This is a genomic window from Ancylobacter novellus DSM 506 (genome assembly GCF_000092925.1).
Lineage (GTDB): Bacteria > Pseudomonadota > Alphaproteobacteria > Rhizobiales > Xanthobacteraceae > Ancylobacter > Ancylobacter novellus.
In genome coordinates this window covers 1,360,388-1,387,095 of the sequence record NC_014217.1, presented here as the reverse complement: position 1 = coordinate 1,387,095, position 26,708 = coordinate 1,360,388, and the positions used below count along the sequence as shown (strand labels likewise).

At 66.8% G+C, this 26,708-nt stretch carries 19 protein-coding genes and 1 pseudogene; 13 read left to right on the top strand and 7 right to left on the bottom strand.

The genetic code is table 11. The features are described from left to right. The first annotated feature begins 49 nt into the window (after positions 1-49). Positions 50-2,797 carry an Rne/Rng family ribonuclease gene (locus tag SNOV_RS06635; protein WP_013166147.1) on the top strand — a complete coding sequence of 916 codons (2,748 nt, stop codon included), beginning with the start codon at positions 50-52 and terminating at the stop codon, positions 2,795-2,797. 257 nt (positions 2,798-3,054) lie between these two features. Here the strand turns inward: SNOV_RS06635 and SNOV_RS06630 are convergent, their stop codons facing one another. Continuing rightward, positions 3,055-3,897 carry an SDR family oxidoreductase gene (locus tag SNOV_RS06630; protein WP_013166146.1) on the bottom strand — a complete coding sequence of 281 codons (843 nt, stop codon included), beginning with the start codon at positions 3,895-3,897 and terminating at the stop codon, positions 3,055-3,057. Between the two features lie 137 nt (positions 3,898-4,034). On the opposite strand from SNOV_RS06630, the gene SNOV_RS06625 reads away from it, so the two are divergent. Further along, entirely contained in the window at positions 4,035-4,403 is a 369-nt protein-coding gene (locus SNOV_RS06625) for a winged helix-turn-helix transcriptional regulator (RefSeq protein WP_013166145.1), read from the top strand. Between the two features lie 3 nt (positions 4,404-4,406). On the opposite strand, the gene SNOV_RS06620 is transcribed toward SNOV_RS06625, so the two are convergent. Then, on the bottom strand, positions 4,407-5,582 hold the full coding sequence (locus tag SNOV_RS06620; RefSeq protein ID WP_013166144.1) for a pyridoxal phosphate-dependent aminotransferase: 1,176 nt from the start codon (positions 5,580-5,582) through the stop codon (positions 4,407-4,409). Between the two features lie 183 nt (positions 5,583-5,765). Here SNOV_RS06620 and SNOV_RS06615 point away from each other — a divergent pair, with 183 nt between their 5' ends. The 6 genes from SNOV_RS06615 (at position 5,766) to aat (ending at position 11,282) form a co-directional block, all read left to right on the top strand. Beyond that, on the top strand, positions 5,766-7,187 hold the full coding sequence (locus tag SNOV_RS06615; protein ID WP_041782053.1) for a M48 family metalloprotease: 1,422 nt from the start codon (positions 5,766-5,768) through the stop codon (positions 7,185-7,187). 40 nt (positions 7,188-7,227) lie between these two features. Further along, positions 7,228-8,004 (top strand): DsbA family protein, encoded by a 777-nt coding sequence (locus tag SNOV_RS06610; protein ID WP_013166142.1) that lies wholly within the window; start codon positions 7,228-7,230, stop codon positions 8,002-8,004. 175 nt (positions 8,005-8,179) lie between these two features. Continuing rightward, on the top strand, positions 8,180-8,629 hold the full coding sequence (gene aroQ / locus SNOV_RS06605) for a type II 3-dehydroquinate dehydratase (protein ID WP_013166141.1): 450 nt from the start codon (positions 8,180-8,182) through the stop codon (positions 8,627-8,629). A gap of 31 nt (positions 8,630-8,660) precedes the next feature. Next, positions 8,661-9,143 carry an acetyl-CoA carboxylase biotin carboxyl carrier protein gene (gene accB / locus SNOV_RS06600; RefSeq protein ID WP_013166140.1) on the top strand — a complete coding sequence of 161 codons (483 nt, stop codon included), beginning with the start codon at positions 8,661-8,663 and terminating at the stop codon, positions 9,141-9,143. Between the two features lie 11 nt (positions 9,144-9,154). After that, positions 9,155-10,507 carry an acetyl-CoA carboxylase biotin carboxylase subunit gene (accC, locus tag SNOV_RS06595; RefSeq protein WP_013166139.1) on the top strand — a complete coding sequence of 451 codons (1,353 nt, stop codon included), beginning with the start codon at positions 9,155-9,157 and terminating at the stop codon, positions 10,505-10,507. Positions 10,508-10,604: 97 nt separating this feature from the next. Beyond that, positions 10,605-11,282, top strand: a complete 678-nt coding sequence (gene aat / locus SNOV_RS06590; RefSeq protein WP_013166138.1) for a leucyl/phenylalanyl-tRNA--protein transferase — start codon at positions 10,605-10,607, stop codon at positions 11,280-11,282. Here the strand turns inward: aat and SNOV_RS06585 are convergent. The 3 genes from SNOV_RS06585 to SNOV_RS06575 all read right to left on the bottom strand — a co-directional run bounded on the left by SNOV_RS06585 (position 11,213) and on the right by SNOV_RS06575 (position 13,707). Then, a complete protein-coding gene (locus SNOV_RS06585) occupies positions 11,213-11,884 on the bottom strand; it encodes a DUF2155 domain-containing protein (protein ID WP_244412889.1) in 672 nt (223 codons plus the stop codon). The two genes, aat and SNOV_RS06585, sit on opposite strands and share 70 nt — an antisense overlap. A 119-nt stretch (positions 11,885-12,003) precedes the next feature. Next, a complete protein-coding gene (locus tag SNOV_RS06580; protein WP_013166136.1) occupies positions 12,004-12,417 on the bottom strand; it encodes an NADH:ubiquinone oxidoreductase subunit NDUFA12 in 414 nt (137 codons plus the stop codon). A gap of 90 nt (positions 12,418-12,507) precedes the next feature. Beyond that, entirely contained in the window at positions 12,508-13,707 is a 1,200-nt protein-coding gene (locus SNOV_RS06575; protein WP_041782049.1) for an MFS transporter, read from the bottom strand. 564 nt (positions 13,708-14,271) lie between these two features. Between SNOV_RS06575 and SNOV_RS06570 the strand changes: the two genes are divergently transcribed. From SNOV_RS06570 to SNOV_RS06550, 5 genes and pseudogenes are all read left to right on the top strand, one after another. After that, positions 14,272-17,997 carry a vitamin B12-dependent ribonucleotide reductase gene (locus SNOV_RS06570; protein ID WP_013166134.1) on the top strand — a complete coding sequence of 1,242 codons (3,726 nt, stop codon included), beginning with the start codon at positions 14,272-14,274 and terminating at the stop codon, positions 17,995-17,997. A 226-nt stretch (positions 17,998-18,223) separates the two neighbouring features. After that, the gene (locus SNOV_RS06565; RefSeq protein WP_013166133.1) at positions 18,224-18,688 is read left to right on the top strand and encodes an Rrf2 family transcriptional regulator; all 465 of its coding nucleotides are present in this window, start codon (positions 18,224-18,226) and stop codon (positions 18,686-18,688) included. Then, complete coding sequence (locus SNOV_RS06560; RefSeq protein WP_013166132.1) at positions 18,678-19,571, top strand: NAD(P)/FAD-dependent oxidoreductase; 894 nt, start codon at positions 18,678-18,680, stop codon at positions 19,569-19,571. The genes SNOV_RS06565 and SNOV_RS06560 overlap by 11 nt, the downstream gene beginning before the upstream one ends. A gap of 537 nt (positions 19,572-20,108) precedes the next feature. After that, a pseudogene (locus SNOV_RS06555) lies at positions 20,109-20,393 on the top strand (DUF2243 domain-containing protein); the annotation flags it as partial. A gap of 348 nt (positions 20,394-20,741) precedes the next feature. Next, positions 20,742-23,075 (top strand): PAS domain-containing protein, encoded by a 2,334-nt coding sequence (locus tag SNOV_RS06550; RefSeq protein ID WP_187291097.1) that lies wholly within the window; start codon positions 20,742-20,744, stop codon positions 23,073-23,075. Positions 23,076-23,112: 37 nt separating this feature from the next. Here SNOV_RS06550 and SNOV_RS06545 read toward each other — a convergent pair whose 3' ends face one another. Then, positions 23,113-23,751, bottom strand: a complete 639-nt coding sequence (locus SNOV_RS06545; protein ID WP_013166128.1) for a sulfotransferase family protein — start codon at positions 23,749-23,751, stop codon at positions 23,113-23,115. A 33-nt stretch (positions 23,752-23,784) separates the two neighbouring features. Continuing rightward, complete coding sequence (locus SNOV_RS06540) at positions 23,785-26,628, bottom strand: ATP-binding protein (protein WP_013166127.1); 2,844 nt, start codon at positions 26,626-26,628, stop codon at positions 23,785-23,787. Positions 26,629-26,708: the final 80 nt, after the last annotated feature.

Below are 26,708 nucleotides of genomic sequence, written 5' to 3'. Positions count from 1 at the left end.
CGGCGCCCTTCCCGGCGTCGACGCCGCCGCTGCCGCATATGAGAGTTCAATGGCCAACAAGATGCTCATCGACGCCACCCATCCGGAGGAGACCCGGGTGGTGGTGGTGCGCGGCAACCGAGTCGAGGAATTCGACTTCGAAGCCGCCAACCGCAAGCCGCTGCGCGGCAACATCTACCTCGCCAAGGTCACGCGGGTAGAGCCCTCCCTTCAGGCCGCCTTCATCGAGTATGGCGGCAACCGGCATGGCTTCCTCGCCTTCAGCGAGATCCATCCCGACTACTACCAGATCCCCGTCGCCGACCGGCAGGCGCTGCTTGCCGAGGAGGAGCGCCAGCAGCGCCGCGAGGCCGAGGCGGAGAACGAGGACAAGCCGAAGAGCCGCTCCCGCCGCGGCCGCGGTGCGGCGAAGAGCGCGAACGCCGACGAGACGGTCTCCGAGGAGGCCGCCGGCGAGGACGCGCCCGCTGCCGAGGAAGCCGAGGCCGCCCCGGCGCGCCGCTCGCGCCGCCGTCCCCCTTCTTCCTCCTCCTCCGACGACGAGAACGGCGGCGGCGAGGTCGAGGAGATCGCCGGCGAGGAAGAGGTGGTCGACGAGGTCGGCTCCGACGACGCGCTGGAAGAGGTTCCCGAGCGCGGGGCGCCGCGCGTGCGCGCCCGCCAGTACAAGATCCAGGAAGTGATCAAGCGCCGGCAGGTGATGCTGGTGCAGGTCGTGAAGGAGGAGCGCGGCAACAAGGGCGCGGCGCTCACCACCTATCTCTCGCTCGCCGGCCGCTATTCGGTGCTGATGCCGAACACCGCGCGCGGCGGCGGCATCTCCCGCAAGATCACCTCGGCCGAGGACCGCAAGCGGCTGAAGGAGGTCGCCTCCGACCTCGACGTGCCGGAGGGGATGGGCGTCATCCTGCGCACCGCCGGCGCCAACCGCACCAAGCCGGAGATCAAGCGCGACTTCGAATATCTTCTGCGCCTGTGGGAGAATGTGCGCGAGCTCACGCTGGGCTCGACCGCGCCTTCGCTGGTCTATGAGGAAGGCTCGCTGATCAAGCGCTCCATCCGCGACCTCTACAACAAGGACATCGACGAGGTCCTGGTCGCCGGCGACGAAGGCTACCGCGAGGCCAAGGACTTCATGCGCATGCTCATGCCGAGCCATGCGAAGAACGTGAAGGTCTACAAGGACCTCCAGCCGATCTTCACCCGCTTCGGGGTGGAGAGCCAGCTCGACGCGATGTTCCTGCCGCAGGTGCAGCTCAGGTCCGGCGGCTATCTCGTGATCAACCCGACCGAGGCGCTGGTCTCCATCGACGTGAACTCGGGCCGCTCGACGCGCGAGCACAATATCGAGGACACGGCGCTCAAGACCAACCTCGAAGCCGCCGAGGAAGTCGCCCGCCAGCTGCGCCTGCGCGACCTCGCCGGCCTCGTCGTGATCGATTTCATCGACATGGACGAGAAGCGCAACAACCGATCGGTCGAGCGCAAGCTGAAGGATTGTCTGAAGAACGACCGCGCGCGCATCCAGCTCGGCCGCATCTCGCATTTCGGCCTGATGGAGATGAGCCGCCAACGCATCCGCACCGGCGTGCTGGAATCCTCCACCGAGGTCTGCCCGCACTGCGGCGGCACCGGCCATGTGCGCTCCTCGCCGTCGGTCGCGCTGCAGCTGCTGCGGGCCGCCGAGGACCTGCTGCAGCGTTCCAACACGCATAATCTCATCGTGCGCACGCGCACCGAGAACGCGCTCTACGTGCTCAACCACAAGCGTGCGCATCTGCACGAGCTGGAGGAGCGCTTCGGCGTCGTCATCACCATCAGCGCCGACCCGACGCTGACCGGCCTCACCCCCTTCGCCATCGATAAGGGCGAGGCGGTGGCCAATCCCATCCCCCTGCCCCGCGCGCCCGAAGTGGTGATCGAGCCGGAGGAGGAGTTCCCGGTCGCCGAGGAGGTCGAGGAAGAGGAAGCCGAGGTCGCCGAGACCCGCGCCCCGTCCGCGCCGTCCGATGGCGAGCAACCGCAGGGCGACCGCTCGGGTCGCCGCCGGCGCCGCCGGCGTCGTCGGCGCGGCGGCGGCCAGAATGGCGAGAACGGTCATCGCCCGGGCGAGAACGAAGCGGCGGACGCCGCCGGCATCGAGTTCGAGGATGATGGCGAGGATGAGGGCGGCGAGGCCGAAAGCGGCGCGACCGACGTGATCCCCGCCGTGCCGCTGTCCGACGAGGACGCGTCGCTGGTGGCGCCGCCGGCCGAGGACATGGCCGCTCGTTTCGCCGCGAGCGAAGGCGAGCCGGCAGCCGAAGCGCCGGCCGAGGCGCCCGCTACCGAAACGCCGGCCGAGGCGGACGCCGAGGAGACCAAGCCGCGCCGCGGACGTCGCGGCGGACGGCGCACGCGCAAGGCGAGCGAGGCCGGCGAGGAAGCGGTTACGGCCGAGGCGGCTCCCGCCGAGCCCGCAGCCGAGGTCGCCCCGGCCGTCAGCACCGTGCGCGAGCCGGCTCCCGTGGCCCCCGCGCCCGAACCAGCGGCCGAGCACGTCGCGGAAGCCAAGCCGCGCCGCCGCCGTTCGACGGTGCGCGAACCCGCCCCGGTGGTGACCACCGAGACGTCCGCCGCCGTGGCGCCGGAAGTGCCGGCTGCCGCGCCGGAAGCGTCCGCTCCCGAGGAAGCGGCGCCGGAAGCGCCTGCGCCGGAGCCCGCCGCTGCCGAGCCGGCCCCGGCCGCGCCGGCCGCCGCGGAATCCGACCGCCCGCGCCGCACCGGCTGGTGGCAGCGCAAGATCTTCGGCGAGTGAGTTCATCCACTTTCTGAAAACGGAAACGGCGCCTCGCGGCGCCGTTTTCTTTTGGGGCGGCCTCCGGGGCTTGCCCTATAAAGCGCCCTCATCCTGAGGCGCCCGGCATTTCGCCGGGCCTCAAAGGATGTTCGTCCGGGCGCGCTTAAGCGACCATCCTTCAAGGCTCGCTGAGCCTGTCCTTGGGCTTGCCAAAGGCAAGACCCGAGGGCTCGCACCTCAGGATGAGGTTGGTCTCGTAGGATTGGAAAGAGCCCTCACGCCCTCAGCGCGGCCGCGTTCTCCTTCGCCCAATCCGCGACCGTGCGCGGCTTCCGGCCGGTCAGCGTCTCGACGTCGGTCGTGACGGCCGCGGTCCAGCCTTCGCGGACCGGATGGAAGATGCTGGCAAGGAAGCGCGCATAGTCCGGGTCAACACCGGCGCCCGACAGAATGGCGACGAAGGTATCGTCGTCGAGCGGCGTGTAGCCGATCTTGCGCCCCGTCGCCTGCGTCAGCACCGCCGCCGCCTCGCCATAGCTCAGCGCCTCGGGACCGGTGAGGTTGAACGCCTTGTTGTCGAAGCGGTCCGTGGTCAGCGCCGCCGCGGCGCTCTCCGCGATGTCGCGCGCGTCGATGAAGCTGCTCTTCCCCTCGCCCGCAGGCACGGCGATGGCGCCGGTGTGGTCGATGCCCGGCTTCCAGAAGGCGAGGAAATTGTCGGTGAACCAGTTCGGCCGCAGGAACACATAGGGCGTGCCGGACTTCTCCAGCACGATCTCGAGCTGGCGGTAGGGGATGGAATCGTCGGCATCGGCGCCGAACACGCTCTGTAGTACCACCTTCACCTTGCGGGCCGCGGCGGCCTCGACCACCGGCAGCGCCATTTCCCTGGGATGCACCGTGCCGCCCGGCACCAGCACATAGGCCCGGTCGACACCGTCAAAGGCCGCGTCGAAGGTCTCCGGGCGGTCGAAAGCGAAGGCGACACCCTCGGCGCCCTCCACCGGCTGCCCGGTGCGCGAGGCGGCCTTCACCTTCTCGCCCTTCGCCAGCAGAGCCTTCACCAGCGGCCGCCCGACGGTGCCGGTGGCGCCGAGCACGAGAATCTTGCCTGCCATGATCATTCTCCTTAGTATCCATTAGAAACCACGTTTCGAACGGATACATACGCCCGGCCCCGGAAGTGCGGAAGAGAGCACTTTCCGCTCACATGGTGGCCTCGAGGAAACCGGCCCGGCCGGCGACGGAGACGAGAATGCGCTATTCCTACGACGTCTATGAGGATCGCTGCCCCACGCGCATGGTGCTCGACCGCATCGCCGACAAATGGGCGGTGCTGATCCTCGACCGGCTGGAGGACGGGCCGGTGCGCTTCAACGCCATCCGGCGCGAGATAAAGGGCATCTCGCAAAAGGTGCTGTCGCAGACGCTGAAGAAGCTGGAACGCGACGGCCTTATCACCCGCACGGTCTACCCGACCGTGCCGGTGACGGTGGAATACGCCCTCACGCCGCTCGGCCGCACGCTGACCGAGACCGTCTCCGCCCTCGCCCATTGGGCCGAGCACAATATGGACGCGGTGCTGGCGGCGCAGGCCACCTATGACGCGGCCGGGGCGCGGTAAGCCTCACCCCCTGCGCAGGAAGTCCCCGATGCGGTTCACCGCCTGGCGCATCTCGTCGGCGGCGCCGGCATAGGACAGGCGCAGATAATGGTGGCCGCGATGCGGGTCGAAATCGACGCCGGGCGTCGCCGCCACCAGCGCTTCGTCGAGCAGGCGCCGAGCGAAGGCGGCCGAATCGTCGGTGAAGTGCGAGACGTCGGCATAGAGATAGAAGGCGCCGTCGACAGGCAGGAACTCCGGCAGGCCCACCTTGGGCAGGCCCTCGGTGAGGATCAGCCGGTTGGCCTCGTAGCCGTGCTTGACCTCCTCCATCTCGGCGGCGCCGTCGAAGGCGGCCTCGGCGGCGACCTGCGAGAGCGTCGGCACCGAGATCATCAAATTCTGCTGCAACCGCTCCACCGCCCGCACCAGCGGGGCCGGCATCACCATCCAGCCGACCCGCCAGCCGGTCATGCAGAAATACTTCGAGAAGGAATGGATGATCGTCGCCTCGTCGCTGATCGACGCCGCGGTGGTGGCGGGGAAGGCGTAGTCCAGCCCGTGATAGATCTCGTCGGAGATGAAGCGGATGCCGAGCCCCTCGGCGGTGGCGATGAGTTCCGCCAGCGCCTCGGGACGCATCATCGTGCCCGTGGGATTGGCCGGGCTGGCGACGAGAATGCCCTTCAGCGGTGTCCGGCGGTGCGTCTCGATCAACGCCTCCGGCGTGATCACCCAGCGCGAGGCGGCGTCGGTCTCGATCAGCACCGGCTCGCAGCCGAGCGCGGTGAGGATGTGGCGATAGGGCGGATAGCCGGGATTGGCGATCGCCACCCGGTCGCCCGCCTCGAACAGCGACAGGAAGGCGAAGAGGAAGCCGGAGGAGGAGCCGGTGGTCACCACCACGCGCGCCGGGTCGAGGTCGACGTCGTAGGTCTCGCCATAGTGCCGCGCGATGCGGGCGCGCAGCGAGGGGATGCCGAGCGCCGTGGTGTAGCCGATGCGGCCATGGTCGAGCGCGCGCCTCGCCGCCTCGCGGGCGGTCGAAGGCGCCGGCGCGGCCGGCTGGCCGACCTCCATATGGATCACATGGCCGCCCGCCGCCTCCAGGCGCGCGGCGCGCTCCATCACGTCCATGACGATGAAGGGCGCGATCTCGCTGCGGCGCGAGGCGCCGGCGAGCGCCGCGGCGGCAGCCATGCGAGGTGACGTAGAAGAAAGGTCCATGCTGCCGGCCCTGCGAACCGCCGTATCCATGCCGCATTCTGCGGCTCGTCTCGGCTGACGTTCAATTGAAGACAATACGATCGAAGATGATAGGAGGAAGACTTGACCCTGTCGCCTCGACAGCGTCAGGTCGCCCCGAACCATTTCCGTCGATGGATGATGCCTTCATTGCTGCCTGACAACCCCTCAATTGGGCGGCCCGCCGCGCGCGGGCTCGGCCTCGTCGCGGCATTGGCGCTCGCTGCCGCGCCGGCCGTGGCGCAGGCGCAGAGCCGCCAGCCGGGCATCATCCGCGACGCCGAGATCGAGACGCTGCTGCGCGACTATACGCGGCCGGTCTTCAGGGCCGCCGGGCTCACCCAGCAGAACATCCAGATCGTGCTGGTCGGCAGCGACAGCTTCAACGCCTTCGTCGCCGACGGGCGCCGCATCTTCATCAATACCGGCGCGCTGAAGCAGGCCAAGACGCCGAACGAGATCATCGGCGTGCTGGCGCACGAGACCGGCCACATTGCCGGCGGGCATCTGGCGAATATGCGCCAGCAGCTCGAATCCGTGCAGACCGCCGCCATCGTCGGCATGCTGCTCGCCGTGGGCGGCATCGCCGCCGGTGCCTCCACCGGGGCAAGCTTGGGCGGTGCGCCGGCCGCGGCGCTGATCGCGCCGCAGGAGATCGCCCGCCGCACGCTGCTCTCCTACCAGCGCGGGCAGGAAGCCTCGGCCGACCGGGCGGCGGTGACCTACCTCAACGCCACCAAGCAGTCGGCACGCGGCATGCTGACGACGTTCGAGCGCTTCCAGAACGACCAGATCTTCCTCAGCCAGCGCGTCGATCCGTATGTGCTGAGCCACCCGATGGCGACCGAGCGCATCGCCCTGCTCTCCGAGCTCGCGCATAAGAGCCCTTATTTCAACGCCACCGACCCGCCGGCGCTGCAGGCGCGGCACGACATGATGCGGGCTAAGCTCGTCGGCTTCACCCAGCAGCCGGAATCGGTCAGCCGCGTCTATCCGCCATCCAATACCTCGCTGCCGGCGCGCTATGCCCGCGCCATCTCGGCCTATCGCTTCGGCAGCATCCCGGACGCGCTCCGTCAGATCGACGCGCTGATCGCCGAGCAGCCGAACAATCCCTATTTCTACGAGATCAAGGGCCAGGCGCTGCTGGAAGCCGGCCGGGCGCGCGAGGCGGTGCCGCCGCTGCGCCGCGCTGTGGCGCTTTCGAACGGCCATCCGCTGATCCGCATGCTGCTCGGCCAGGCGCTGGTTGCGACCGACGACAAGTCGACCGCCGAGGAAGCGGTGCGCGAGCTGAATTTCAGCCTGCAGCGCGAGCCCGACTCGCCCGGCGGCTGGCGCTATCTCGCCATGGCCTATGGCCGCAAGGGCGACATCCCCAATGCCGACCTCGCCTCGGCGCAGTCGGCTTTCCTGGGCGGCGATTTCCGGCTCGCCCGCGAGCTGGCGACCCGCGCCAAGAACGGCTTCAAGCTCGGCTCGCCCGGCTGGCTGAAGGCCGACGACATCGTCAATTTCAAGCCGCCGCCGGAGCGGCGCAAGAAGCCGCCGGGTCCCTGAGATGACCCAGCGCCACGCCCCTTTCCCCCTGGAGACTGCCATGCCGACCTTCCTCCGCGCCGGCCGCCGCGCGCTCGCCGCCGTCATCGCCACCGGCTTCATGCTCGGCGCCGCGATCGCCCCCGCCTCCGCGCTCGACGATGCCCAGCGCAAGGAATTCGAGGGTGTCATCCGCGATTACCTGCTGAAGAATCCGGAGGTGATCCAGGAAGCGATCATGGAGCTGCAGAAGCGCCAGGCCGCGGCCGAGGCGAGCCAGCGCCAGCAGGCGCTCACCGAGCTCAAGCCGCTGGTGTTCGATTCCCCGCGCGGCACCGTGGTCGGCAATCCCAAGGGCGACGTCACCCTGGTCGAGTTCTTCGATTACAATTGCGGCTATTGCAAAAAGGCGCTCGGCGACCTCGTCGAGCTGGTCAAGTCCGACAACAAGCTCAAGGTGGTGCTGAAGGAGTTCCCGGTGCTCGGCCCGGGCTCGGTCGAGGCGGCGCGGGTCGCGGTGGCGGTGCGCCTCACCGCGCCGGACAAGTACTTCGCCTTCCACCAGAAGCTGCTCGGCGACCGCGGCCAGGCCAACAAGGCCAAGGCGCTGGAAGCCGCCGGCGAGGTCGGCATCGACAAGGCGGCGCTGGAGAAGGCGCTCGCCAATCCCGAGATCGACGCCACGCTGCAAGAGAGCCTGCAGCTCGCCGACGCGCTCGGCATCGACGGCACGCCGAGCTATGTGCTCGGGGACTCGGTCATCGTCGGCGCGGTCGGCCACGACCAGATCCGCAACGCCATCCAGTCGGTGCGCAACTGCGGCAAGACGCAGTGCTGATCTGCCGGTGCTGATCTGCCCGGTGCTGATCGGCGCCGCCTGAGCCCTTCCACGCACGCGGCTGGGGGTTAGTCGCCCCCGGCGCGCGCCGGGGCTTGGCGCGCGCGCAGCCATTGCCTATAAACCCCCGCCGCCTTGGGCACGGGCCGGGTGGCGGGGGAATTTTCGAGGCGCGATGCCCGACACGCTGCATGTTCTGAACGGACCGAACCTCAACCTGCTCGGCACGCGCGAGCCGGAGGTGTACGGGCGCGCGACGCTGGCGGATGTCGAGGCGGCCTGCCGTGCCGCCTGCGAGCGCCATGGCCTCGGGCTCGTCTTCCGCCAGACCAACCACGAGGGCGAGCTCGTCACCTTCCTGCAGCAGGCGCAGGGCTCGGTGGGCGTGGTGCTGAACGCCGCCGCCTACACGCACACTTCGGTCGCGGTTGCCGACGCCATCAAGGCTGTCGGCCTCAATGTCGTCGAAGTCCACCTGTCCAACGTCTTCGCGCGGGAAGCTTTCCGCCACCATTCGTTCATTTCGCCGGTCGCCCGCGGTGTGATCTGCGGTTTCGGGATAGAGGGCTACCGGCTTGCCATCGACGCACTCGCCAGTTCGCTCGCCGATCGCCGCGTCAGCTGAAGGGAGGCGGCGCGACCGTCACGGGATCATGATGAAAACCAACAAGCCGAACATCGACCCCGCGCTGGTGCGCGAGATCGCCAACCTTCTGTCCGAGAGCGACCTCACCGAGATCGAGGTGCAGCACGAGGACCTGCGCATCCGCGTCGTGCGCGCCCCGCCGACCGTCTATGCCGCCCCCGTCGCCGTGGCCGGCCCTGCCGCCGCGCCGGTTGCCGCCTCGGTGGCCGCCGCGCCTGCCCCGGTAACGGCCGCCGCGTCGGACGACGTCTCCAAGCATCCCGGCCTCGTCACCTCGCCCATGGTCGGCACCGCCTATCTCGGCCCGGAGCCGGGCGCCAAGTTCTTCGTCGACGTCGGCGCGGTGGTGAAGGAAGGCCAGACGCTGCTCATCGTCGAGGCGATGAAGACCATGAACGCGATTCCCGCTCCGCGCGCGGGCACCGTCACCCGTGTCCTCGTTGAGAATGCGCAGCCGGTCGAATATGGCGAGCCGCTCCTGATCATCGAGTGAGGAGCGCCTCCATGTTCGGCAAGATCCTCATTGCCAATCGCGGCGAGATCGCGCTGCGCGTGCTGCGCGCCTGCAAGGAGCTCGGCATCGCCACCGTCGCGGTGCACTCCACCGCCGACGCCAGCGCCATGCACGTCAAGCTCGCCGACGAGAGCGTCTGCATAGGCCCGCCGCCGGCCAAGGACAGCTACCTCAACATCCCGGCCCTGCTCGCCGCCTGCGAGATCACCGGCGCCGAGGCGGTGCATCCGGGCTACGGCTTCCTCGCCGAGAACGCCCGCTTCGCCGAGATCCTGATCGACCACGGCGTGCAGTTCATCGGGCCGAAGCCCGAGCACATCCGCATCATGGGCGACAAGATCGAGGCGAAGAAGACCGCCAAACGCCTCGGCATCCCCTGCGTGCCCGGCTCGGACGGCGGCGTCTCCTCCGACGAGGAGGCGGCCAAGGTCGCCCGCGAAATCGGCTTCCCCGTGCTCATCAAGGCCGCCGCCGGCGGCGGCGGGCGCGGCATGAAGGTGGCGCGCTCCGAGCAGGAACTGTCCTCGGCGCTGTCGACCGCCCGCTCCGAGGCCCGCGCGGCCTTCGGCGACGACGCGGTCTATATCGAGAAGTATCTCGGCACGCCGCGCCACATCGAGATCCAGGTGCTGGGCGACGGCAAGGGCAACGCCATCCATCTCGGCGAGCGCGACTGCTCGCTGCAGCGCCGGCACCAGAAGGTGTGGGAGGAGGCCCCCTCCCCGATCATCACGCCCGAGCAGCGCAAGCGCATCGGCGGGACGGTGGCGCAGGCGATGCGCGACCTGAAATATCTCGGCGCCGGCACCATCGAGTTCCTGTACGAGAACGGCGAGTTCTACTTCATCGAGATGAACACCCGCATCCAGGTGGAGCATCCGGTGACTGAGGCGATCACCGGCGTCGACCTGATCAACGAGCAGATCCGCGTCGCCGCCGGCCTGCCGATGAGCGTCACCCAGGACGACATCGTGCTGAAGGGCCACGCTATCGAGTGCCGCGTCAACGCCGAGCACCCGCGCACCTTCCGCCCCTCGCCGGGCCGGATCACCAACTGGCACGTGCCGGGCGGTCCGGGCGTGCGGGTCGATTCCGCCGTCTATCAGGGCTATTCGATCCCGCCCTATTACGACAGCCTGGCGGGCAAGCTGATCGTCACCGCCGACACGCGCGAGCAGTGCCTCGCCCGCCTGCGCCGGGCCATCGACGAGTTCGTGGTGGAAGGCATCGAGACCACGCTGCCGCTGTTCCGCGAGCTGCTCGAGAACGACGACATCAAGCGCGGCGCCTACGACATCCACTGGTTGGAAGCCTTCCTCGCCGAGGGCGAGCCGGGGAGCTGAGGGGCGCCTGAAAAGGCGGGGCCGCGGCCGTTCGGTTTGACAGCGGAACGACGCGCGCCCCCTTCCCCACGCCCCGCATCTCCGTCATTCTTGCCTCATGTCACGCCCGCGCGAACATCAGGTCGAGATCACGCCCGAAGTGCTGCTGAAGGCCTATGCCTGCGGCATCTTCCCGATGGCCGAAAGCGCGGACGACCCCGGCCTCTACTGGATCGAGCCGGAGCGCCGCGGCGTCATCCCGCTCGACGGCTTCGCCATCTCCAGCCGCCTCGCCCGCACCGTTCGCTCGGACAAGTTCGAGGTGCGCATCGACCATGATTTCGAGGCGGTGATCGACGGCTGCGCCGCCCCGGCCGACGGGCGCGGCTCGACCTGGATCAACCGGCGCATCCGCAAGCTCTATTGCGACCTGTACGCCCGCGGCTACTGCCACTCGGTGGAGACGTGGCAGGACGGGGAGCTCGTCGGCGGGCTCTATGGCGTGCGGCTCGGGCGCGCCTTCTTCGGCGAGAGCATGTTCCACACCGCGCGCGACGCCTCGAAGGTGGCGCTGGTGCATCTGGTGGCGCGGCTGAAGCGCGGCGGCTTCACCCTGCTCGACACCCAGTTCGTCACCGACCATCTGAAGAGCTTCGGCGCGGTCGAGGTGTCGCGCCGGCATTATCACAAGCTGCTCACCCACGCGCTGGAAGGCGAAGGCGACTTCTACTGCTGGGGCCCGGGCGAGGCGATCACCGGCGCGGTCTGCTTGCAGTCGGTCAGCCACACGTCATAGATCGGGTGCTCGACGCCGTGCAGGCCGGGGCTGGACGCGAACATCCAGCCGCCGAACAGCGGCTGCACCTTGCCGTCCAGCGTGATCTCCTGAACCTCGACGAAGCCGGTCGTGTTCTGCTGCTCGGTCTCGGGTCGCGTGTAGCAGGCGCGCGGGGTGATCCGCAGCGCGCCGAACTGCACCGTCTCGTTCACCGACACGTCGAAGCTGATGATGCGGCCGGTGATCTTGTCGAGGCCGGAGAAGACGGCGGTCTTGTTCTCGATCTTCTGCTCGGGCGGCTGCACCACCTCGATGTCGCCGCCCGGGCCGACGGTGGCCTGGCCGGGAACCTCGGGCTGCGCCGGGGCGGGTGCGCGCGGCGCGCCGCCGTCCGGGTCTTCCATGATCGAGGGCACGCCGGGACCGCCGGGCGGCGAATCGGGATTTTCCACCTGCCCCTGCCCCTGCCCCTGCCCCTGCCCCTGCTCCGCGCCGGGCGGCGGCGCCAGCGGCTGCGAATCGACGCCGCCCTGCCAGCCCTGCTGGGCGGCGGCCGGCGCCGTCAGCGCGGCGAGCGCCACGGCGGCATAGAGCGCGGAACGGAGCGGACCGGCGAACATCGGAAAGCCTCGGAAGCCGCGCACCGCCATCGGCGCGCGCTCGAGGCCAAGATGCGGGGCAATGCGGCGATGTCGGGGCGGGCGGAAAAAGAACGCGGTCGGCGCCGAACGCAAAGGGCTCACTCGGGCGTCCAGGCCTTGTAGTCGCCGGTCACCGCCGGACGGTGGCCGAGGCCGAGCGTCGAGCCCGGCGGGCGGTAGGCCAGCGCCGTACCGGTGGGATTCGGCCGGTGCGGCTTCTCCCATTCGTGCGGCACGTAGTCCTGCTTCGGCGGCGGCACATCGGAGCGCTGGTGCATCCAGGCGTGCCAGCCCGGCGGGATGGCGGTCGCCTCGGCATAGCCGTTGAAGATCACCCAGCGACGCTCGAAGCCCAGCGCCGGATCGATCTTGCCGCCCTTGGTGCGGTAGTAGCGATTGCCGAACTCGTCATCGCCGACGAACTCACCATGGCGCCAGGTGTGGAAGCGCGTGCCCATGGTCTGGCCGTTCCACCAGGTGAAGGTCTCGGTGATGAAGTCGGAAAGCTTCACGGAAATCGTCCCTGCGCCGGCATTCTAGCTGGCGCGGAACATGCCACCCGCGCCCGCCGGTGTCCAGCCGCGCGCATGATTCTGCGACGCTCAACCACGGCGGAATTCGGTCGCGTAGTAGAGCAGCGCGAGGATCATGATGGCGCTTCCCGCCAGCGTCACCGATCCCCAGCCGGCGACCTCGTAGAGCGGGCTCGCCAGCGCCGAGCCGAGCGCGCCGCCGAGGAAGAAGGTGGCGATGTAGAGAGCGTTCAGCCGCGAGCGGATCTCCGGCGCCAGCATGAAGATGGCGCGCTGGCCGAAGACGAGGTTCGCCGTCGCCGCGCAGTCCAGCACGATGGCGCCGATCGCCAGCACCACGACCGAGGAGGTGGCGACGCCGAGCTCGGTGACGAGGAAGCCGGCGATCGCCAGCAGCAGCGCCGCGCCGGTCGCCGCGCGCGACCAGCCGCGGTCGGCGATCCAGCCGGCGAGCGGCGAGATGAACACGCTCGCCGCCCCCGCCAGCGCGAAGATGGCGATGCCCTCCTGGCCGAAGCCGAATTGCGGCGAGGCCAGCAGCAGCGGCACGGCGGTCCAGAACAGCGTGAAGACGCAGAACATCGCCGCCTGATAGGCCGCGCGGCGGCGCAGGATCGGCTGCGAGCGCATCAGCGGCCACAGCGAGGCGACGAGCGCGCCATAGCTCGCGCCACCGCCGGTCGTCGTCGCCGGCCGGCGCTGCGGCAGGGCGATTCGCAGGCCCACCGCAAGCGCGAGGATCAGCAGCGCGGCGAGCAGGAACACCGCCCGCCAGCCGAGGAAATGCGCCACCAGGCTGGAGACCGGCCGCGCCAGCAGGATGCCGGTCATCAGCCCCGAGACGACGCTGCCGACCTTGCGCCCGCGCTCTTCCGGCCGCGCCAGATGCGCGGCAAAGGGCACCGCCACCTGCGCCACCACCGAGCCGACGCCGAAGACCAGCGCCGCGAACAGGAACAGCGCGGGCTCGCTCGCGACGAAGGCGAGGCCGAGGCCGACCGCGGCGCAGATCAGGATGGAGCCGATGAGCCGCCGGTTCTCGACGATGTCGCCGAGCGGCACCAGCAGCAGCAGGCCCAATATATAGCCCACCTGGCCGATGGTGACGACGAGGCTCGCCAGCGTCTCGTCGAGCCCGATGTCGGCGCCGATCAGCGCCACCAGCGGCTGCGCGTAATAGAGATTCGCCGCCCCGAGGCCGGCGGCCAGCGCGAGCAGAAAAAAGGTGAAGCCGCCGGCCGTGGGGGCGGCGTCGGTCCGATCGGTCATGTTCGCTATGCCGGCTGGGGGGAAGCCTTGGGAGATCGCCATTTGGGCCCGGCGGGCGCGGCTGTCCAGATGCCCGACGGTATAGCTCCCATGCCGTGAGGCGGTTCGCCGTGCGTTCCCGACAGGCGGCATGCCCGTGATCCCCGTTGTCCACCGGGGTGGGATAACGCCTTCGTGCTGGACTCCGCCCGCGAATCCGCGCTCGATAAGGGTTCGCGGGTTGCTAGGCCGGCGTCGGCACCCCACATACGAGATGTAGGGCTTTGTTTACGACTCCCCACTATCTCTTGACGTCATAAGAAGAGTCGTACAGTTTGAGTTTCGTCCCCGCCTTCGGCGTTTCGCGTCGGTCCGGGGACACCTCCGAGCCCAGCACCTTCCCCGATCCGGCAGCGATTGCCGGAGCCGGAAAGGCATGTCCGGGCCGAAGGGCTGGCGGAAACGATAGGCGCCTTGGGCGGTTGTTTCCGACATGGGACGGGGAGGCTACGGACGGAGAGCCGGGCCAGTTGATGTCGACGTGCGGGTCGGGGACAGACCCGCCGCGAACCGGGGACGAAGATCATGCGCATCGAGCGCCGCTATACCAAGGCCGGCCGTTCACCCTATGCGGACATCCCGTTCCGCAAGGACACGAGCGAAATCCGCAATCCCGACGGATCGGTGGTGTTCCGCCTGGAAGGCATCGATGTGCCCGAGCACTTCTCGCAGGTGGCGACCGACATCATCGCGCAGAAGTACTTCCGCAAGGCCGGCGTCCCCGCCCGGCTGAAGAAGGTCGAGGAAGAGACCGTCCCCTCCTTCCTGTGGCGCGGCGCGGCCGACGAGAAGGCGCTCGGCGCGCTGCCTGAGAAGGAGCGCTTTATCGGCGAGACCGATTCCCGCCAGGTCTTCGACCGCCTCGCCGGCACCTGGACCTATTGGGGCTGGAAGGGCGGCTACTTCGATTCGGAGGAGGACGCGCAGGCCTTCTTCGACGAGCACCGCTTCATGCTGGCCATGCAGATGGCCGCGCCCAACTCGCCGCAGTGGTTCAACACCGGCCTGCACTGGGCCTATGGCATCGACGGTCCCAGCCAGGGCCATTTCTACGTCGATTACGCCACCGGCAAGCTGACCCGCTCCAAGACCTCCTATGAGCATCCCCAGCCGCATGCCTGCTTCATCCAGTCCGTCTCCGACGACCTGGTGAACGAGGGCGGCATCATGGATTTGTGGGTGCGCGAGGCGCGCCTGTTCAAATACGGCTCGGGCACCGGCTCCAACTTCTCGGCGCTGCGCGGCGAGGGCGAGCGCCTGTCCGGCGGCGGCCGTTCCTCCGGCCTGATGAGCTTCCTGAAGATCGGCGACCGCGCCGCGGGCGCCATCAAGTCGGGCGGCACCACCCGCCGCGCCGCCAAGATGGTGGTGGTCGACGCCGACCATCCGGACATCGAGACCTATGTCGACTGGAAGGTGAAGGAGGAGCAGAAGGTCGCCGCCCTCGTCACCGGCTCCAAGACCGTCGCTAAGCACATGAAGGCCGTGATGAAGGCCTGCGTGAACTGCGAGGGCGAGGATGACGACTGCTTCGAGCCGGAGAAGAACCCGGCGCTGAAGCGCGAGATTCGTGCCGCCAAGAGGGCGCAGGTGCCGGAGAACTACATCCGCCGCGTCATCCAGTTCGCGCGCCAGGGCTACACCGACATCGACTTCCCGATCTACGACACCGACTGGGATTCGGAGGCGTATCTGACCGTCGCCGGCCAGAACTCCAACAATTCGGTGCGCGTCGACGACGCATTCCTCACCGCGGTCGAGGCCGATGGCGAGTGGAACCTGACCTCGCGCACCACCGGCAAGGTGACGAAGACGCTGAAGGCGGCCGAGCTGTGGGAGAAGATCGGCTATGCCGCCTGGGCGAGCGCCGATCCCGGCATCCAGTTCCACACCACCATCAATGACTGGCACACGAGCCCGGCGGGCGGGCCGATCCGCGCCTCCAATCCGTGCTCGGAGTACATGTTCCTCGACGACACGGCGTGCAACCTCGCCTCGCTGAACCTGCTGCAGTTCCGCAACGCGGATGGCACGTTCGACGTCGAGAGCTACGAGCATGCCTGCCGGCTGTGGACCGTCGTGCTCGAAATCTCGATCCTGATGGCGCAGTTCCCGTCCAAGGAGATCGCCAAGCTCTCCTATGACTACCGCACGCTCGGCCTCGGCTACGCCAATATCGGCGGCCTGCTGATGACCTCAGGCATCCCCTACGACTCCGAGGAAGGCCGCGCCTATTGCGGTGCGCTGACCGCCATCATGACCGGCGTGTCCTATGCGACCTCGGCGGAGATGGCTAAGGAGCTCGGCCCCTTCCCTGAATACAAGCCGAACGCGACGCACATGCTGCGCGTCATCCGCAACCATCGGCGTGCCGCCTATGGCGAGCACGGCGGCTATGAGGGACTGGCAACCAACCCGGTGCCGCTCGACCATGCCAAGGTGCCGGAGGCGATCCTCGTCGACCACGCCAAGGCCGCCTGGGACCGCGCCCTCGCCCTCGGCGAGGAGCACGGCTACCGCAACGCCCAGACCACGCTGCTCGCGCCCACCGGCACGATCGGCCTCGTCATGGATTGCGACACCACCGGCATCGAGCCCGACTTCGCGCTGGTGAAGTTCAAGAAGCTGGCCGGCGGCGGCTACTTCAAGATCATCAACCGCGCCGTGCCGGAAGCGCTGCGCACGCTGGGCTATTCCGAGAGCCAGATCGCCGAGATCGAGGTCTATGCGGTCGGCCACGGCTCGATCACCCAGGCGCCGGCGATCAACCACTCGACGCTGCGCGCCAAGGGCTTCGACGACGCCATGCTGGCGAAGATCGATGCCGGCGCGAAGTCCGCCTTCGACGTCAAGTTCATCTTCAACCGCTGGACGCTCGGCGACGAGGCGATGGGCAAGCTCGGCGTTCCCGCCGACAAGCTCGCCGACCCGGCCTTCGACCTGCTGTCCTTCCTCGGCTTCTCCAGGAAGGACCTCGAGGCCGCCAACATCCATGTCTGCGGCGCCATGACCCTGGAAGGCGCGCCCTTCCTCAAGGTCGAGCACTATCCGGTGTTCGACTGCGCCAATCCCTGCGGGCGCATCGGCAAGCGCTACCTCTCGGTCAAGAGCCACATCTTCATGATGGCGGCGGCGCAGCCCTTCCTCTCGGGCGCGATCTCCAAGACCATCAACATGCCGAACGAGGCGACCGTCGAGGACTGCAAGGAGGCCTACCTGCTCTCCTGGCGCCTGGCGCTGAAGGCCAACGCGCTCTACCGCGACGGCTCCAAGCTCTCGCAGCCGCTCAACTCGCAGCTCATCGCCGACGAGGACGAGGAGGAGGATGCGGTCGAGGCGTTCCTCGACAAGCCCGCCGCCGCCCGCGCCGCGCAGATCACCGAGAAGATCGTCGAGAAGGTGGTGGAGCGCATCGTCGCCGTGCGCGAGCGCGAGAAGATGCCGGACCGCCGCAAGGGCTACACCCAGAAGGCGGTGGTCGGCGGCCACAAGGTCTACCTGCGCACCGGCGAGTACGATGACGGCCGCCTCGGCGAGATCTTCATCGACATGCACAAGGAAGGCGCGGCGCTGCGCTCCTTCATCAACAACTTCGCCATCTCGGTGTCGCTGGGTCTCCAGTACGGCGTGCCGCTGGAGGAGTATGTCGACGCCTTCACCTTCACCCGCTTCGAGCCCGCCGGCCCGGTGCAGGGCAATGAGGTGATCAAGTACGCCACCTCGATCCTCGACTACATCTTCCGCGAGCTCGCCGTGTCCTATCTCGGCCGCAACGATCTCGGCCATGTGGATGCCGGCGAATCCAACTTCGACGCGCTCGGCAAGGGCGTGGACGAGGGCAAGGCGAGCCAGGGCGCCGCGGCGGCCGCCGCCTCGCGCATGGTCTCGAAGGGGCTGACGCGCGGCAAGTCGGTCGGGCTGATGGTGGTGCCGGCGACCAGCGCAGGCGCGCCGGCGTCGAACGTCACCGCGCTGCGCGGCGGCATCCAGGGCGCCACCGCGCTGAAGGCGGCGCCGGAGGCGGAGGACGAGGAGGAGACGGTGGGCGACACCGACGCCCTCCCCTGGTCCGCCCCCGCCCCGGCGGCCTCCGCTTCGGCCGGCGCGCCGACCAAGGCCGAAGCCCGCGCCATCGCCCGCGCCAAGGGCTACGAGGGCGAAGCCTGCCCCGAGTGCCAGAACTTCACCATGGTGCGGAACGGCACCTGCCTGAAGTGCGAGACCTGCGGGTCGACGACGGGGTGCAGCTGAGGCATCACAAACAATTGCCTTGTGTAGACGCACCCAAAGGATGGCCGGATTCACCCAAAGTGCGCCTCGATGCCCCCGGAAGTTCGCCGCACCCCCAAGCGGCGAGCTCTCCGGAATAGGCACAGAGCCTGAAAAAGCCCGGCTTCGGCCGGGCTTTCGATTTTTTGGGCGAAAGCGCCTTGCCCAGGGCTTGATTAGCCGAGCATCACGCAACATATGATGTTGCATGAGAAGAGACAGCCGATTGTCGGGCGTGCTGCACGTCCTCCTGCACATGGCCGAACGGGACGGTCCGACCACGTCGGACATGCTGGCCCGTGCGATGGACACCAACCCGGTGGTGATCCGCCGGGTCATGGCGGGCCTGCGCGACCGTGGCTACGTACAATCCGAAAAGGGCCATGGCGGCGGCTGGACCATCGCCTGCGATCTCGGCGCGATCACGCTCCGCGACATATACGAAGCGCTCGGCAGGCCCGAACTTCTGGCCATGGGAAACCGCACCGACGCGCCGGGCTGCCTGATCGAGCAGGCGGTCAACGCCGCCCTCGGCGAGACGTTCGATGAGGCCGAGGCACTGCTGCTGAGCCGGTTCGGACAAATCTCCCTCGCCGCGTTGAGCGCCGACTTTCATGCCCGACTTGCCGAACGCGGTGGAGCGCCGACCCCGGAGACCAATCATGGATCATGACGCCGTCATCATTGGAGGCGCCTTCGCCGGGCTTGCCGCCGCTACCTATCTTGCCCGTGCGCGGCGCCGTGTCTGCGTCATCGACGCGGGGCGCCCGCGCAACCGCTTCGCCGAGGCCTCGCATGGGTTTCTGGGCTCCGACGGCAGTGATCCATTGGCGATCGTCGCGAGGGCACGCGAACAGCTTTCCGCATATCCTGGCGTCACGATAATCGGCGGTGAGGCGACTGCCGCCCGCGCGTTCGACGACGGCTTCGCCGTCTCGTTGTCGACCGGCGAGGAGATTTCAGCGCGCAAGGCGATCCTCGCCTTCGGGCTGCACGACACTCTCGATCCGATACCCGGCCTGCAGGAGCGCTGGGGCAAGACGGTGCTGCATTGCCCCTATTGCCACGGTTTCGAGTTCAGCGATCGGCAGCTCGGCGTGCTGGCACGCACTCCGATGTCGGTGCATCAGGCCTGCCTTGTTGCCGAATGGGGCCCGACGACGCTGTTTCTCAACGGAGCAGCGCTTGATCGGGCCGATGCGGAACTGCTCGCGCGCCATGGCGTGATGATCGAGTCCGGCGAGGTCGCGCGCCTGGTCGGAAACGGGAGCGCCTTGTCCGCCGTGGAACTGGGGGATGGGCGTGAGAAGCCGGTGGCGGCGCTCTATGTCGCGCCGCAAACCTCCCTGGCCAGTCCGATCGCCGCACAGCTCGGCGCCGCGATCGACGACGGACCGATGGGGCCGATGATCCGGACGGACGCCGATAGGATGACAACGGTGCCGGGCCTGTACGCCGCCGGCGACATCGCTCGCGCGCCGCACAGCGTGAGTTGGGCGGTTGCCGATGGCGTCACGGCGGGAACGTCCGTTCACCGTGCCCTGGTGTTCGGCTGATGGACCGGATGCATGTCAGCGACCACGAGATCGAGGACGTCGACCAGGAGTGGGCGAAGGAGATGTATTTCCAGCTCCTCAGAGGTGGAGGAGCGCCTGCGTGATGCCCGGGCCCACGCCCCGGTGCCGGAACGCACTCTGGTGAACGCCGCGCTTCCCAGGCTGGATTGATAGCAGGCTTCCTCACATCGATGACGAGGCGGAAGCTGCTGGCGAGGCCTATTGCGATGGCTGAGCTCCGGATGCCATGGTGAGCAGCACCGTGACATGATCTCCACCGCCCGAGTGTCGTGGCACCCAAAGGATGGACATTTCGAGCCATAGTTCGGCTCGATGCCAGCCGAAGGTTGGCGCAATGTGCTCAAGCGGTGTTTTGATACGATCGAGGCCCGCCGGGGCAACCCGGTGGGCCCTTCTTTCGAGCGCGACCGATCTGGCTGGTCCCGGGGATGGCGACGATGATCCTCCACCAGTTCCAGCCGCAGCAGCCATTCCGCCCTCCATCACCAAGACGACGGCTATAACGTCTTCGTCGTCGCCGGGGTCGTGTTGCTGTTCCGCAGTAGGCGCTCGCGCCTCCGGGGAAATTGGTCGACGCGACGCTTCATCGGAGCGCTGCTCATCGGCTTCGGCGCCTTCAATCTCGTGGAGGGTGTCGTCAATCACCAGCTATTCGGCCTGCATCACGTCAACGAGACCGTGCCGCGGGAGCAGTGGGTCTATTGGGATATCGGCTTTCTTGCATGGGGAGCCACAATGCTCGTCGGCGGGCTCCTGCTCAGCCAGCGACCAAAAATGGCGCGGTCACGCAGCGGCACGTAGGTCTTCGGGGTTGAGGCACCTCCAATCGTGCCGACCATGCAGCGTGCCATTGAGAGCATGGCAGCGCTGCATGGCGCGGCTCTCCTGCCCAGTGGCCGCTCGACGTCCGGTTAAGCGATACCGTCCCGGGCCAGGGCGGGGCAACCTGCCAAACCGCATGAATTACACCTTGCCCAATTAGCACCCAGCCGCTCGAAACTTAACGAAATTAAACTTGCTGGCGCCGCCATCGACGGCCACCTTCCGCTCGTCGCCACCATATTTCCGATGGAACTGACTCGTCGGTGGCGAGGCTTGCCCGATCACGGCAAGCGCCCAGGCCGGAGCCACTCAAAATGCAGCGGAGCCATGGAGGATAAGGTGGCTCGACGTCTTCTCGCAGCGGCTGGACGCTTCAAGTTCCTTAGCGCACCCGAATGGATGCCGACGAGCTCTTCGAAGCAAGCCGCTGCCAATAACCTCCCAATATCTGCATCGAGCTCGTGGCTTGTTCACCTCACGGCAGCGCTGATCGCCGGGTGCTTTATTACAATCACATTTGCCAGCTTTGCCTATCTCTTCCTGACTTCGGTCGGATCCGAAGAGATCGCGCAACTCCAAGAGCCGTCCGACGAACGGGAACTTCTGATAACACTCCTTGGCTTTATCGCCCTGACCGGCAGCGCCAGCTGGTTCGCCAACCAATTCGCCAGACGTCGTCTCATTGACGACAGCGGTGCCGGGGCCGAACGGGAGCTTCGGAATGCCATCAATACCATTCCCGCCATAGTGTGGAGCACGTCGCCCGACGGTAACAACGATTTCCATAATCAGCGATTGCTTGCCTACACCGGTGTCGACGCGGCAACCGCTCTAGGAATGGGTTGGGTCGACATGCTTCATCCGGAAGACTTGGAGAGGCACGTGGCCGCTTGGCGCGATGCCGTGGCGACCGGGACCGCCTTTGAGTGTGAGTCGCGCCTGAAGCGGTCGGACGGCCAGTATCGCTGGTTTCTGGCCCGGGCGGAGCCGCTGCGCGATCCATCCGGCAGGGTTGTCCGGTGGTATGGCACCAACGTCGACATCGACGATCGCCGCCGGGCGGAGGAGGCCTTGCGCCGCAGCGATGCCTATTTGGCCGAAGCGCAGAAACTCAGTCGCACCGGCAGTGCGGTCTGGAACCTCGCGACTGGAGAGGTCGTATGTTCCGATGAATTCTATAGCATTTTCGGCTTCGCCCCGAGGTCACGACTGTCGGTCGAGATGATCCTGCAACGCACGCACCCGGATGACGCCACGTTCGTTCGACGTGAGCTTGCGCGTGCCGTCGCCGAGGTCGGCCAAATCGATCTGGAGCATCGGCTCCTGATGGAGGACGGCAGCGTGAAGCACGTCCACCTCGTGGCCCACAGCACGCGTGATGCCCAGGAGCGGTGCGAGCTCGTCGGCGCGGTCATGGACGTGACCGCGAGAACGAAGGCATATGCCGCGCTTGAGGCGAGCGAATGTCGCTATCGGCATCTCTTCGATCATATGCCCGTCGCGCTGGGACAACTCGACCTGGGCGAGATGGCGGGACTCTTCGCGGAACTCCGAGCGAGTGGAGTGACCGATCTTGACGCCCACTTCGACGCTCACCCGGACCTCCTGACTTTCTGCCAAGGCTCGCTTGTCATTACGGCGGCCAACGGGAACCTGATCCGACTGCTCGGCGGCACCGATGAAGGCGCCATTATTGGACGGTCGGCGTTGGGCGGGCTCCTTGGAAGCTCCGACACGATCAGAAGGTCCTTGGTGTCCTGCTTCCGCATGGAGACAAGCTTTCAGGACGAGACCAAGATCGAGACTATCGACGGCAGAAGGATCGATGTCCTCTTCACGAGTTCGATCACTAGCTCAGGGCCCGACAGGGACACCGGCGTCCTCGGATTGATCGACATCTCGCAGCGCATCCGCGCCGAGGAAGGTCTGCGGCGGGTTCAAGCCGATTACGCTCACTCCGCGCGGGTGTCGACCCTCGGTCAGCTGACCGCATCCATCGCGCATGAGATCAATCAACCTCTCGCCGCGATCGCCACCCATGGAGAGGCCGGTCTACGTTGGCTGGACAATGCCACGCCGGATCTGGATGAAGTGCGGAAGTCGACCCGGCAGGTGATTGCGAATGCGCATCGCGCATCCGACATCGTGGGACGCATTCGCGCGATGGCGGTCCGGCGGGAACAGCCGCACGAAGTGCTGGCATTCGACACCCTTCTGCGGGAGACCATTCTCTTTCTGCGCCACGAGGCGCAGTCGAGAGGGGTTACGATCATACATCGTAACAATGCGGACAACCTCGCTGTACGCGCCGATCGAGTTCAGCTGCAGCAGGTCGTCGTCAATTTGATAATGAACTCGATCCAGGCAATGGCGGACAGCGAAGCCGACAGGCGCAGGATCACCATAAACACCACACCCGACGGAATGGCTGCCCTGCTCTGCCATTTCGATGACAGCGGCCCCGGCATCAGGCCTGAGCATCTCCCTCGCCTCTTCGAGAGCTTCTTCACGACGAAATGCGACGGGATGGGCATCGGCTTGCCCATTTGCCGATCGATCATCGAAGCTCACGGCGGAAGCATGAGTGCGGAGAATGGTGGTGCCGAGGGCGGCGCCCGATTCATCCTTAGGCTGCCGACGGACGTCTCCTCCGCCAACTAGGTCGAGTACCTAGGAACACAGGGCGGCGCCAACAGCATCAACCTTCCTCCGGTCGCCCGCCGACGAGGTCCCAGAACTCGTCGCGCGTGTTCGTGCGCGGAAAGTCATCATCCGGAACGGGCACTTCGAGAAAACGACACAGAGGCTCCCATCCCTCTGCCGGGTTGAACACGAGCAGGCGCCCCGGAGCGATCACTTCGCGAACCCGCTCATTGTTCTTGCGATACGCCTCTATCGCGCTCTCGCGCTCGATGCGCGGCCCGAACGTCTCGGTGACGAACCACCCCTTCATCACGTCCAGTACCGGGACCAGGTGCGCAGGTAGCGTCGGCACGGGATGGGCATTGAAGAGCATCCCGATCGTCCTGCTGTAGCTCTCCCACCACTCTTCCGCCGGGCGTTCCGTATGGATCACCTTGGCCCCGGGGAACGCCTGTTGAACTTCATGCCACACGGCCGCCCCCGGCCAGTCCACCTGAGAAACATAGCCCTCGTAGACATCCTCCCATTCGACGCGTTGGCCCGCGGCGATGGCCTCCCAGAAGCGAAGTTGGTCCGGCTTGCCCAGGACCTCGACCATGTGATGGCAGGGGCCGAATCCGAGACGTTCGAGGGCAATCTTGGTCGACATGGTGCCGGTCCGACCGAAGCCCGAGCCAATCACTTTGAGGGCCATGACTACATCCCGTCCGTTTTCGCAATTCTTGTCTCAGAGAAGCCGAAGATTACGCGGTTTGGCCAGTTCGTTCAGAAGTTGCCGGGCGGACTTCAGATCACCCGTGTCGAAGCCCTCCCGAAAGCGGCCGTAGACGGCGTCGAGAGTCTCGCGGGCGTGATCGCGCCTCCCTTGTCTCACCAGCAGCCGCGCCAAGCTCGTCGCACAGCGAAGCGCCCACGAGAGCGCGGTTTGTTCCTCGGCAAGGGCGATCGCGCGACGGTACTCTCGTTCGGCGGCACCATAGTCGCTTGATTCCAGGATCAGCGCGTTGAGCCTCAACAGCTCAGGCCAACTGAGTGACCCCCCTCCTTGGGATATCCCTGCAAGCGCTCGATCGACGGTCGACCTTGCTTCGTCCACATCCCCGGACGCCAGAAGAGCATCCGCCAGGGCACAACTCAGCACTGGAACGAACAGCGCATAGCGATCGGCAAGGAGTGAGGTGACCGAAGACTGCAAAAGGCGGATGCCTGCGTCGCCGCTGCCTTGTCTTACCAGTATCTCCCCGGTTATCCCCTGGATGACGGCTTCATAGGGCTTCAGGGAATACCGGTTGGCGAGATCGCTCAATTGATTTCGACAGGACGAGGCATTCGCGATGTCCCCGGTCCAGAGAAATACAAACGTCGTCCACAAAAGGCATATGCAATGCGTGATCGGCTCTCCCTTCATGGACGCGCTGCGCACGCTTTGCATCGCTACCGCGAGTGCTTGATCCGGAGAGCCTTGCAACCATAGGACCTGTGCGAGGGCATTACGAGCCCGCTCGGCATAATCGAAGCCGATGTCCGTTGCCGCCTGCGAAAGCGACGATTGGGGTTGCAGCGCCTGCTCCAGGTGTACGCGAGCGGCCGCTTGGTGCCCGATGAAGTGGTGGGAAATGCCTGTCATCCAGTGCGCGGCGGGCAACATGTCACTGTTCCCGCGCATATTGCTCAGAGACTCGGCCTGCTGGGCCAGCGCGAGCATCTCGCGGAATGACCCCGTGCGGATATGGTACATCAGCAGCTGGGCGATCGCTCTCAGATGCACCCGAGGCTGGTTCTGGCCAGCAGCCAGTTCGGCGGCCCTTGAAAGGGCTGCGTGAGCATGTTGGCCATGACCCTCGACGAACATGGACGAGAGCCCCAAGGCGCCCTGGAGTTTCAGCTCGACGTCAGAGCCAAGCATACCCTCCTCCAGTTTATGCAGGGCGACCCTGCACCATCGTTCGCACTCGCTCAGACGCGAAGACGCAAGCAGGAAGGACGATGCCTCGGCAGCGAGCCGAACGAAAAGGTCGGCGTCCTCTGGTCTATCGATGCTCCACGTCAGCGCGGCTCGCACGTTGTCGAGCGCCTCGGTGAATTCACCCAGCCCGGGTTCGCCAGGACGCAGGGAGCTGAGATGGGAAAGGAAAAATCGAGCATGCCGACGACAAACGTCGTCGCGATCCGCTCCTCTACCGAGCCGATCGATGGCATACGCCCGCGTCGTATCAAGCAGGCGGTAGCGAGCGGTCGGTCCCGGTGCCGTTGAGACGAGGGACTTGCTGACCAGAGAACCCACCGCTCGACCCACGAGAGACTCGTCGAGCAGCTCGTCCGAGACGACCGCTATCGCGGCTTCCAGACTGAACGAGCCTACGAACGGGGACAGCCGAATGAAGACCCGCCGTTCCGCGTCATCGAGGAGCTGGTAGCTCCAATCGATCAAGGATCCCAGCGTTTGGTGTCGCTGTTGACCGGTACGCCGCCCTGGCCAAATCAACGGCAGCCGATCGCCGAGCAACGATGCCGTCGCGGTGATGCCGTGGATCCCCACTCCGCCCGCCGCTAACTCTATGGCCAGGGGCAGCCCGTCAAGCCGTCGACAGATCGAGCCGATGGCGAGTACGTCAGCCTCATTCCCGGCCGCGTATCCGCCCGCGATCGCTCTCTCGATGAAGAGGCGCACGGCCGGGTACCCGAGGGCCGCGATCGGCTCCACGTCAGGCCCGTCCGGAGGACAATCGAGTGGCGAAAGGCGAAAGATGTACTCACCCTCGACTCGCAAGGGTTCCCTGCTTGTCGCCAGGATGCTGACCTGCGGACCCTCCTGGAAAATCCGTTCCGCCAACGCCGCCACGCTGTCTACGAGAGGTTCACAACTGTCCAGCACGAGGAGGATACGTCGCTCCGCGAGCGAACGAATGACGGTGGCGAGCATGTCATTGGCATCGACCATCAGCCCGAGCCGCGACGCGAGCCCGTTGATAAGCGAGCTGGAATCTTCGTAGGCGCTCAGATCAAGGAAGAGGACGGCGCCGCCGAACCGTTCGATCTGCTCCTGCACGACCGCCAGGGCGACGGTCGTCTTCCCCAAGCCCCCGGTGCCCAAGATCGTGACAAAACGATGCCGTGTCAGATGCTCGGATATCGCCCGCACCGCGTCGTCCCGACCGACCATGCGCGCCAGTGGCCGTGGAAGATGGCCCCAATGTTCGCGGCCTTCTTGGCGTTGATCGATGCTTTCCGTCGGCCCCTTGCCATCGGCGACGCCCACGAATGAATAGCCTCGCGTCGGCACATTGATGATGTAACGGGCGCCATCCTGTCCATCCTGCAAGACCTTGCGCAGGCTGGCGATATGGACACGCAATGCGACCTCTTCGACGGCGATGTTCCGCCAGACGGAAGACAACAATTCTCGCTTGGAAACCACCTCGCCCTGGCGCTCGATAAGCGTGACCAGAATGTCGAACGCACGCGCCCCTAGCCTCACCGGCGAGCCATTCTTCTCAAGCAATCGCTTCGCGAAGGAAAGCTTGAATGGGCCGAAAGTCAGAACGCGGTCGCCTGTGCCATCGTCAAGCATCTGACCTACGGGTGAACACGGGGGTACCAGCCCGATGCTACCGCAGTTCCCTAGCGGCACGCTAGATCAGAGTGGAGGCG

Bases quoted from the DNA above. Each gene is read 5' to 3' on its own strand.
- accC (WP_013166139.1), top strand. From the start codon at position 9,155: ATGTTCGGCAAGATCCTCATTGCCAATCGCGGCGAGATCGCGCTGCGC.
- SNOV_RS06630 (WP_013166146.1), bottom strand. From the start codon at position 3,897: ATGGCAGGCAAGATTCTCGTGCTCGGCGCCACCGGCACCGTCGGGCGG.
- SNOV_RS06570 (WP_013166134.1), top strand. From the start codon at position 14,272: ATGCGCATCGAGCGCCGCTATACCAAGGCCGGCCGTTCACCCTATGCG.
- accB (WP_013166140.1), top strand. From the start codon at position 8,661: ATGAAAACCAACAAGCCGAACATCGACCCCGCGCTGGTGCGCGAGATC.
- SNOV_RS06560 (WP_013166132.1), top strand. From the start codon at position 18,678: ATGGATCATGACGCCGTCATCATTGGAGGCGCCTTCGCCGGGCTTGCC.
- aroQ (WP_013166141.1), top strand. From the start codon at position 8,180: ATGCCCGACACGCTGCATGTTCTGAACGGACCGAACCTCAACCTGCTC.
- aat (WP_013166138.1), top strand. From the start codon at position 10,605: ATGTCACGCCCGCGCGAACATCAGGTCGAGATCACGCCCGAAGTGCTG.
- SNOV_RS06545 (WP_013166128.1), bottom strand. From the start codon at position 23,751: ATGGCCCTCAAAGTGATTGGCTCGGGCTTCGGTCGGACCGGCACCATG.
- SNOV_RS06540 (WP_013166127.1), bottom strand. From the start codon at position 26,628: ATGCTTGACGATGGCACAGGCGACCGCGTTCTGACTTTCGGCCCATTC.
- SNOV_RS06625 (WP_013166145.1), top strand. From the start codon at position 4,035: ATGCGCTATTCCTACGACGTCTATGAGGATCGCTGCCCCACGCGCATG.
- SNOV_RS06635 (WP_013166147.1), top strand. From the start codon at position 50: ATGGCCAACAAGATGCTCATCGACGCCACCCATCCGGAGGAGACCCGG.
- SNOV_RS06565 (WP_013166133.1), top strand. From the start codon at position 18,224: ATGAGAAGAGACAGCCGATTGTCGGGCGTGCTGCACGTCCTCCTGCAC.
- SNOV_RS06615 (WP_041782053.1), top strand. From the start codon at position 5,766: ATGATGCCTTCATTGCTGCCTGACAACCCCTCAATTGGGCGGCCCGCC.
- SNOV_RS06575 (WP_041782049.1), bottom strand. From the start codon at position 13,707: ATGACCGATCGGACCGACGCCGCCCCCACGGCCGGCGGCTTCACCTTT.
- SNOV_RS06620 (WP_013166144.1), bottom strand. From the start codon at position 5,582: ATGGCTGCCGCCGCGGCGCTCGCCGGCGCCTCGCGCCGCAGCGAGATC.
- SNOV_RS06585 (WP_244412889.1), bottom strand. From the start codon at position 11,884: ATGTTCGCCGGTCCGCTCCGTTCCGCGCTCTATGCCGCCGTGGCGCTC.
- SNOV_RS06550 (WP_187291097.1), top strand. From the start codon at position 20,742: ATGGAGGATAAGGTGGCTCGACGTCTTCTCGCAGCGGCTGGACGCTTC.
- SNOV_RS06610 (WP_013166142.1), top strand. From the start codon at position 7,228: ATGCCGACCTTCCTCCGCGCCGGCCGCCGCGCGCTCGCCGCCGTCATC.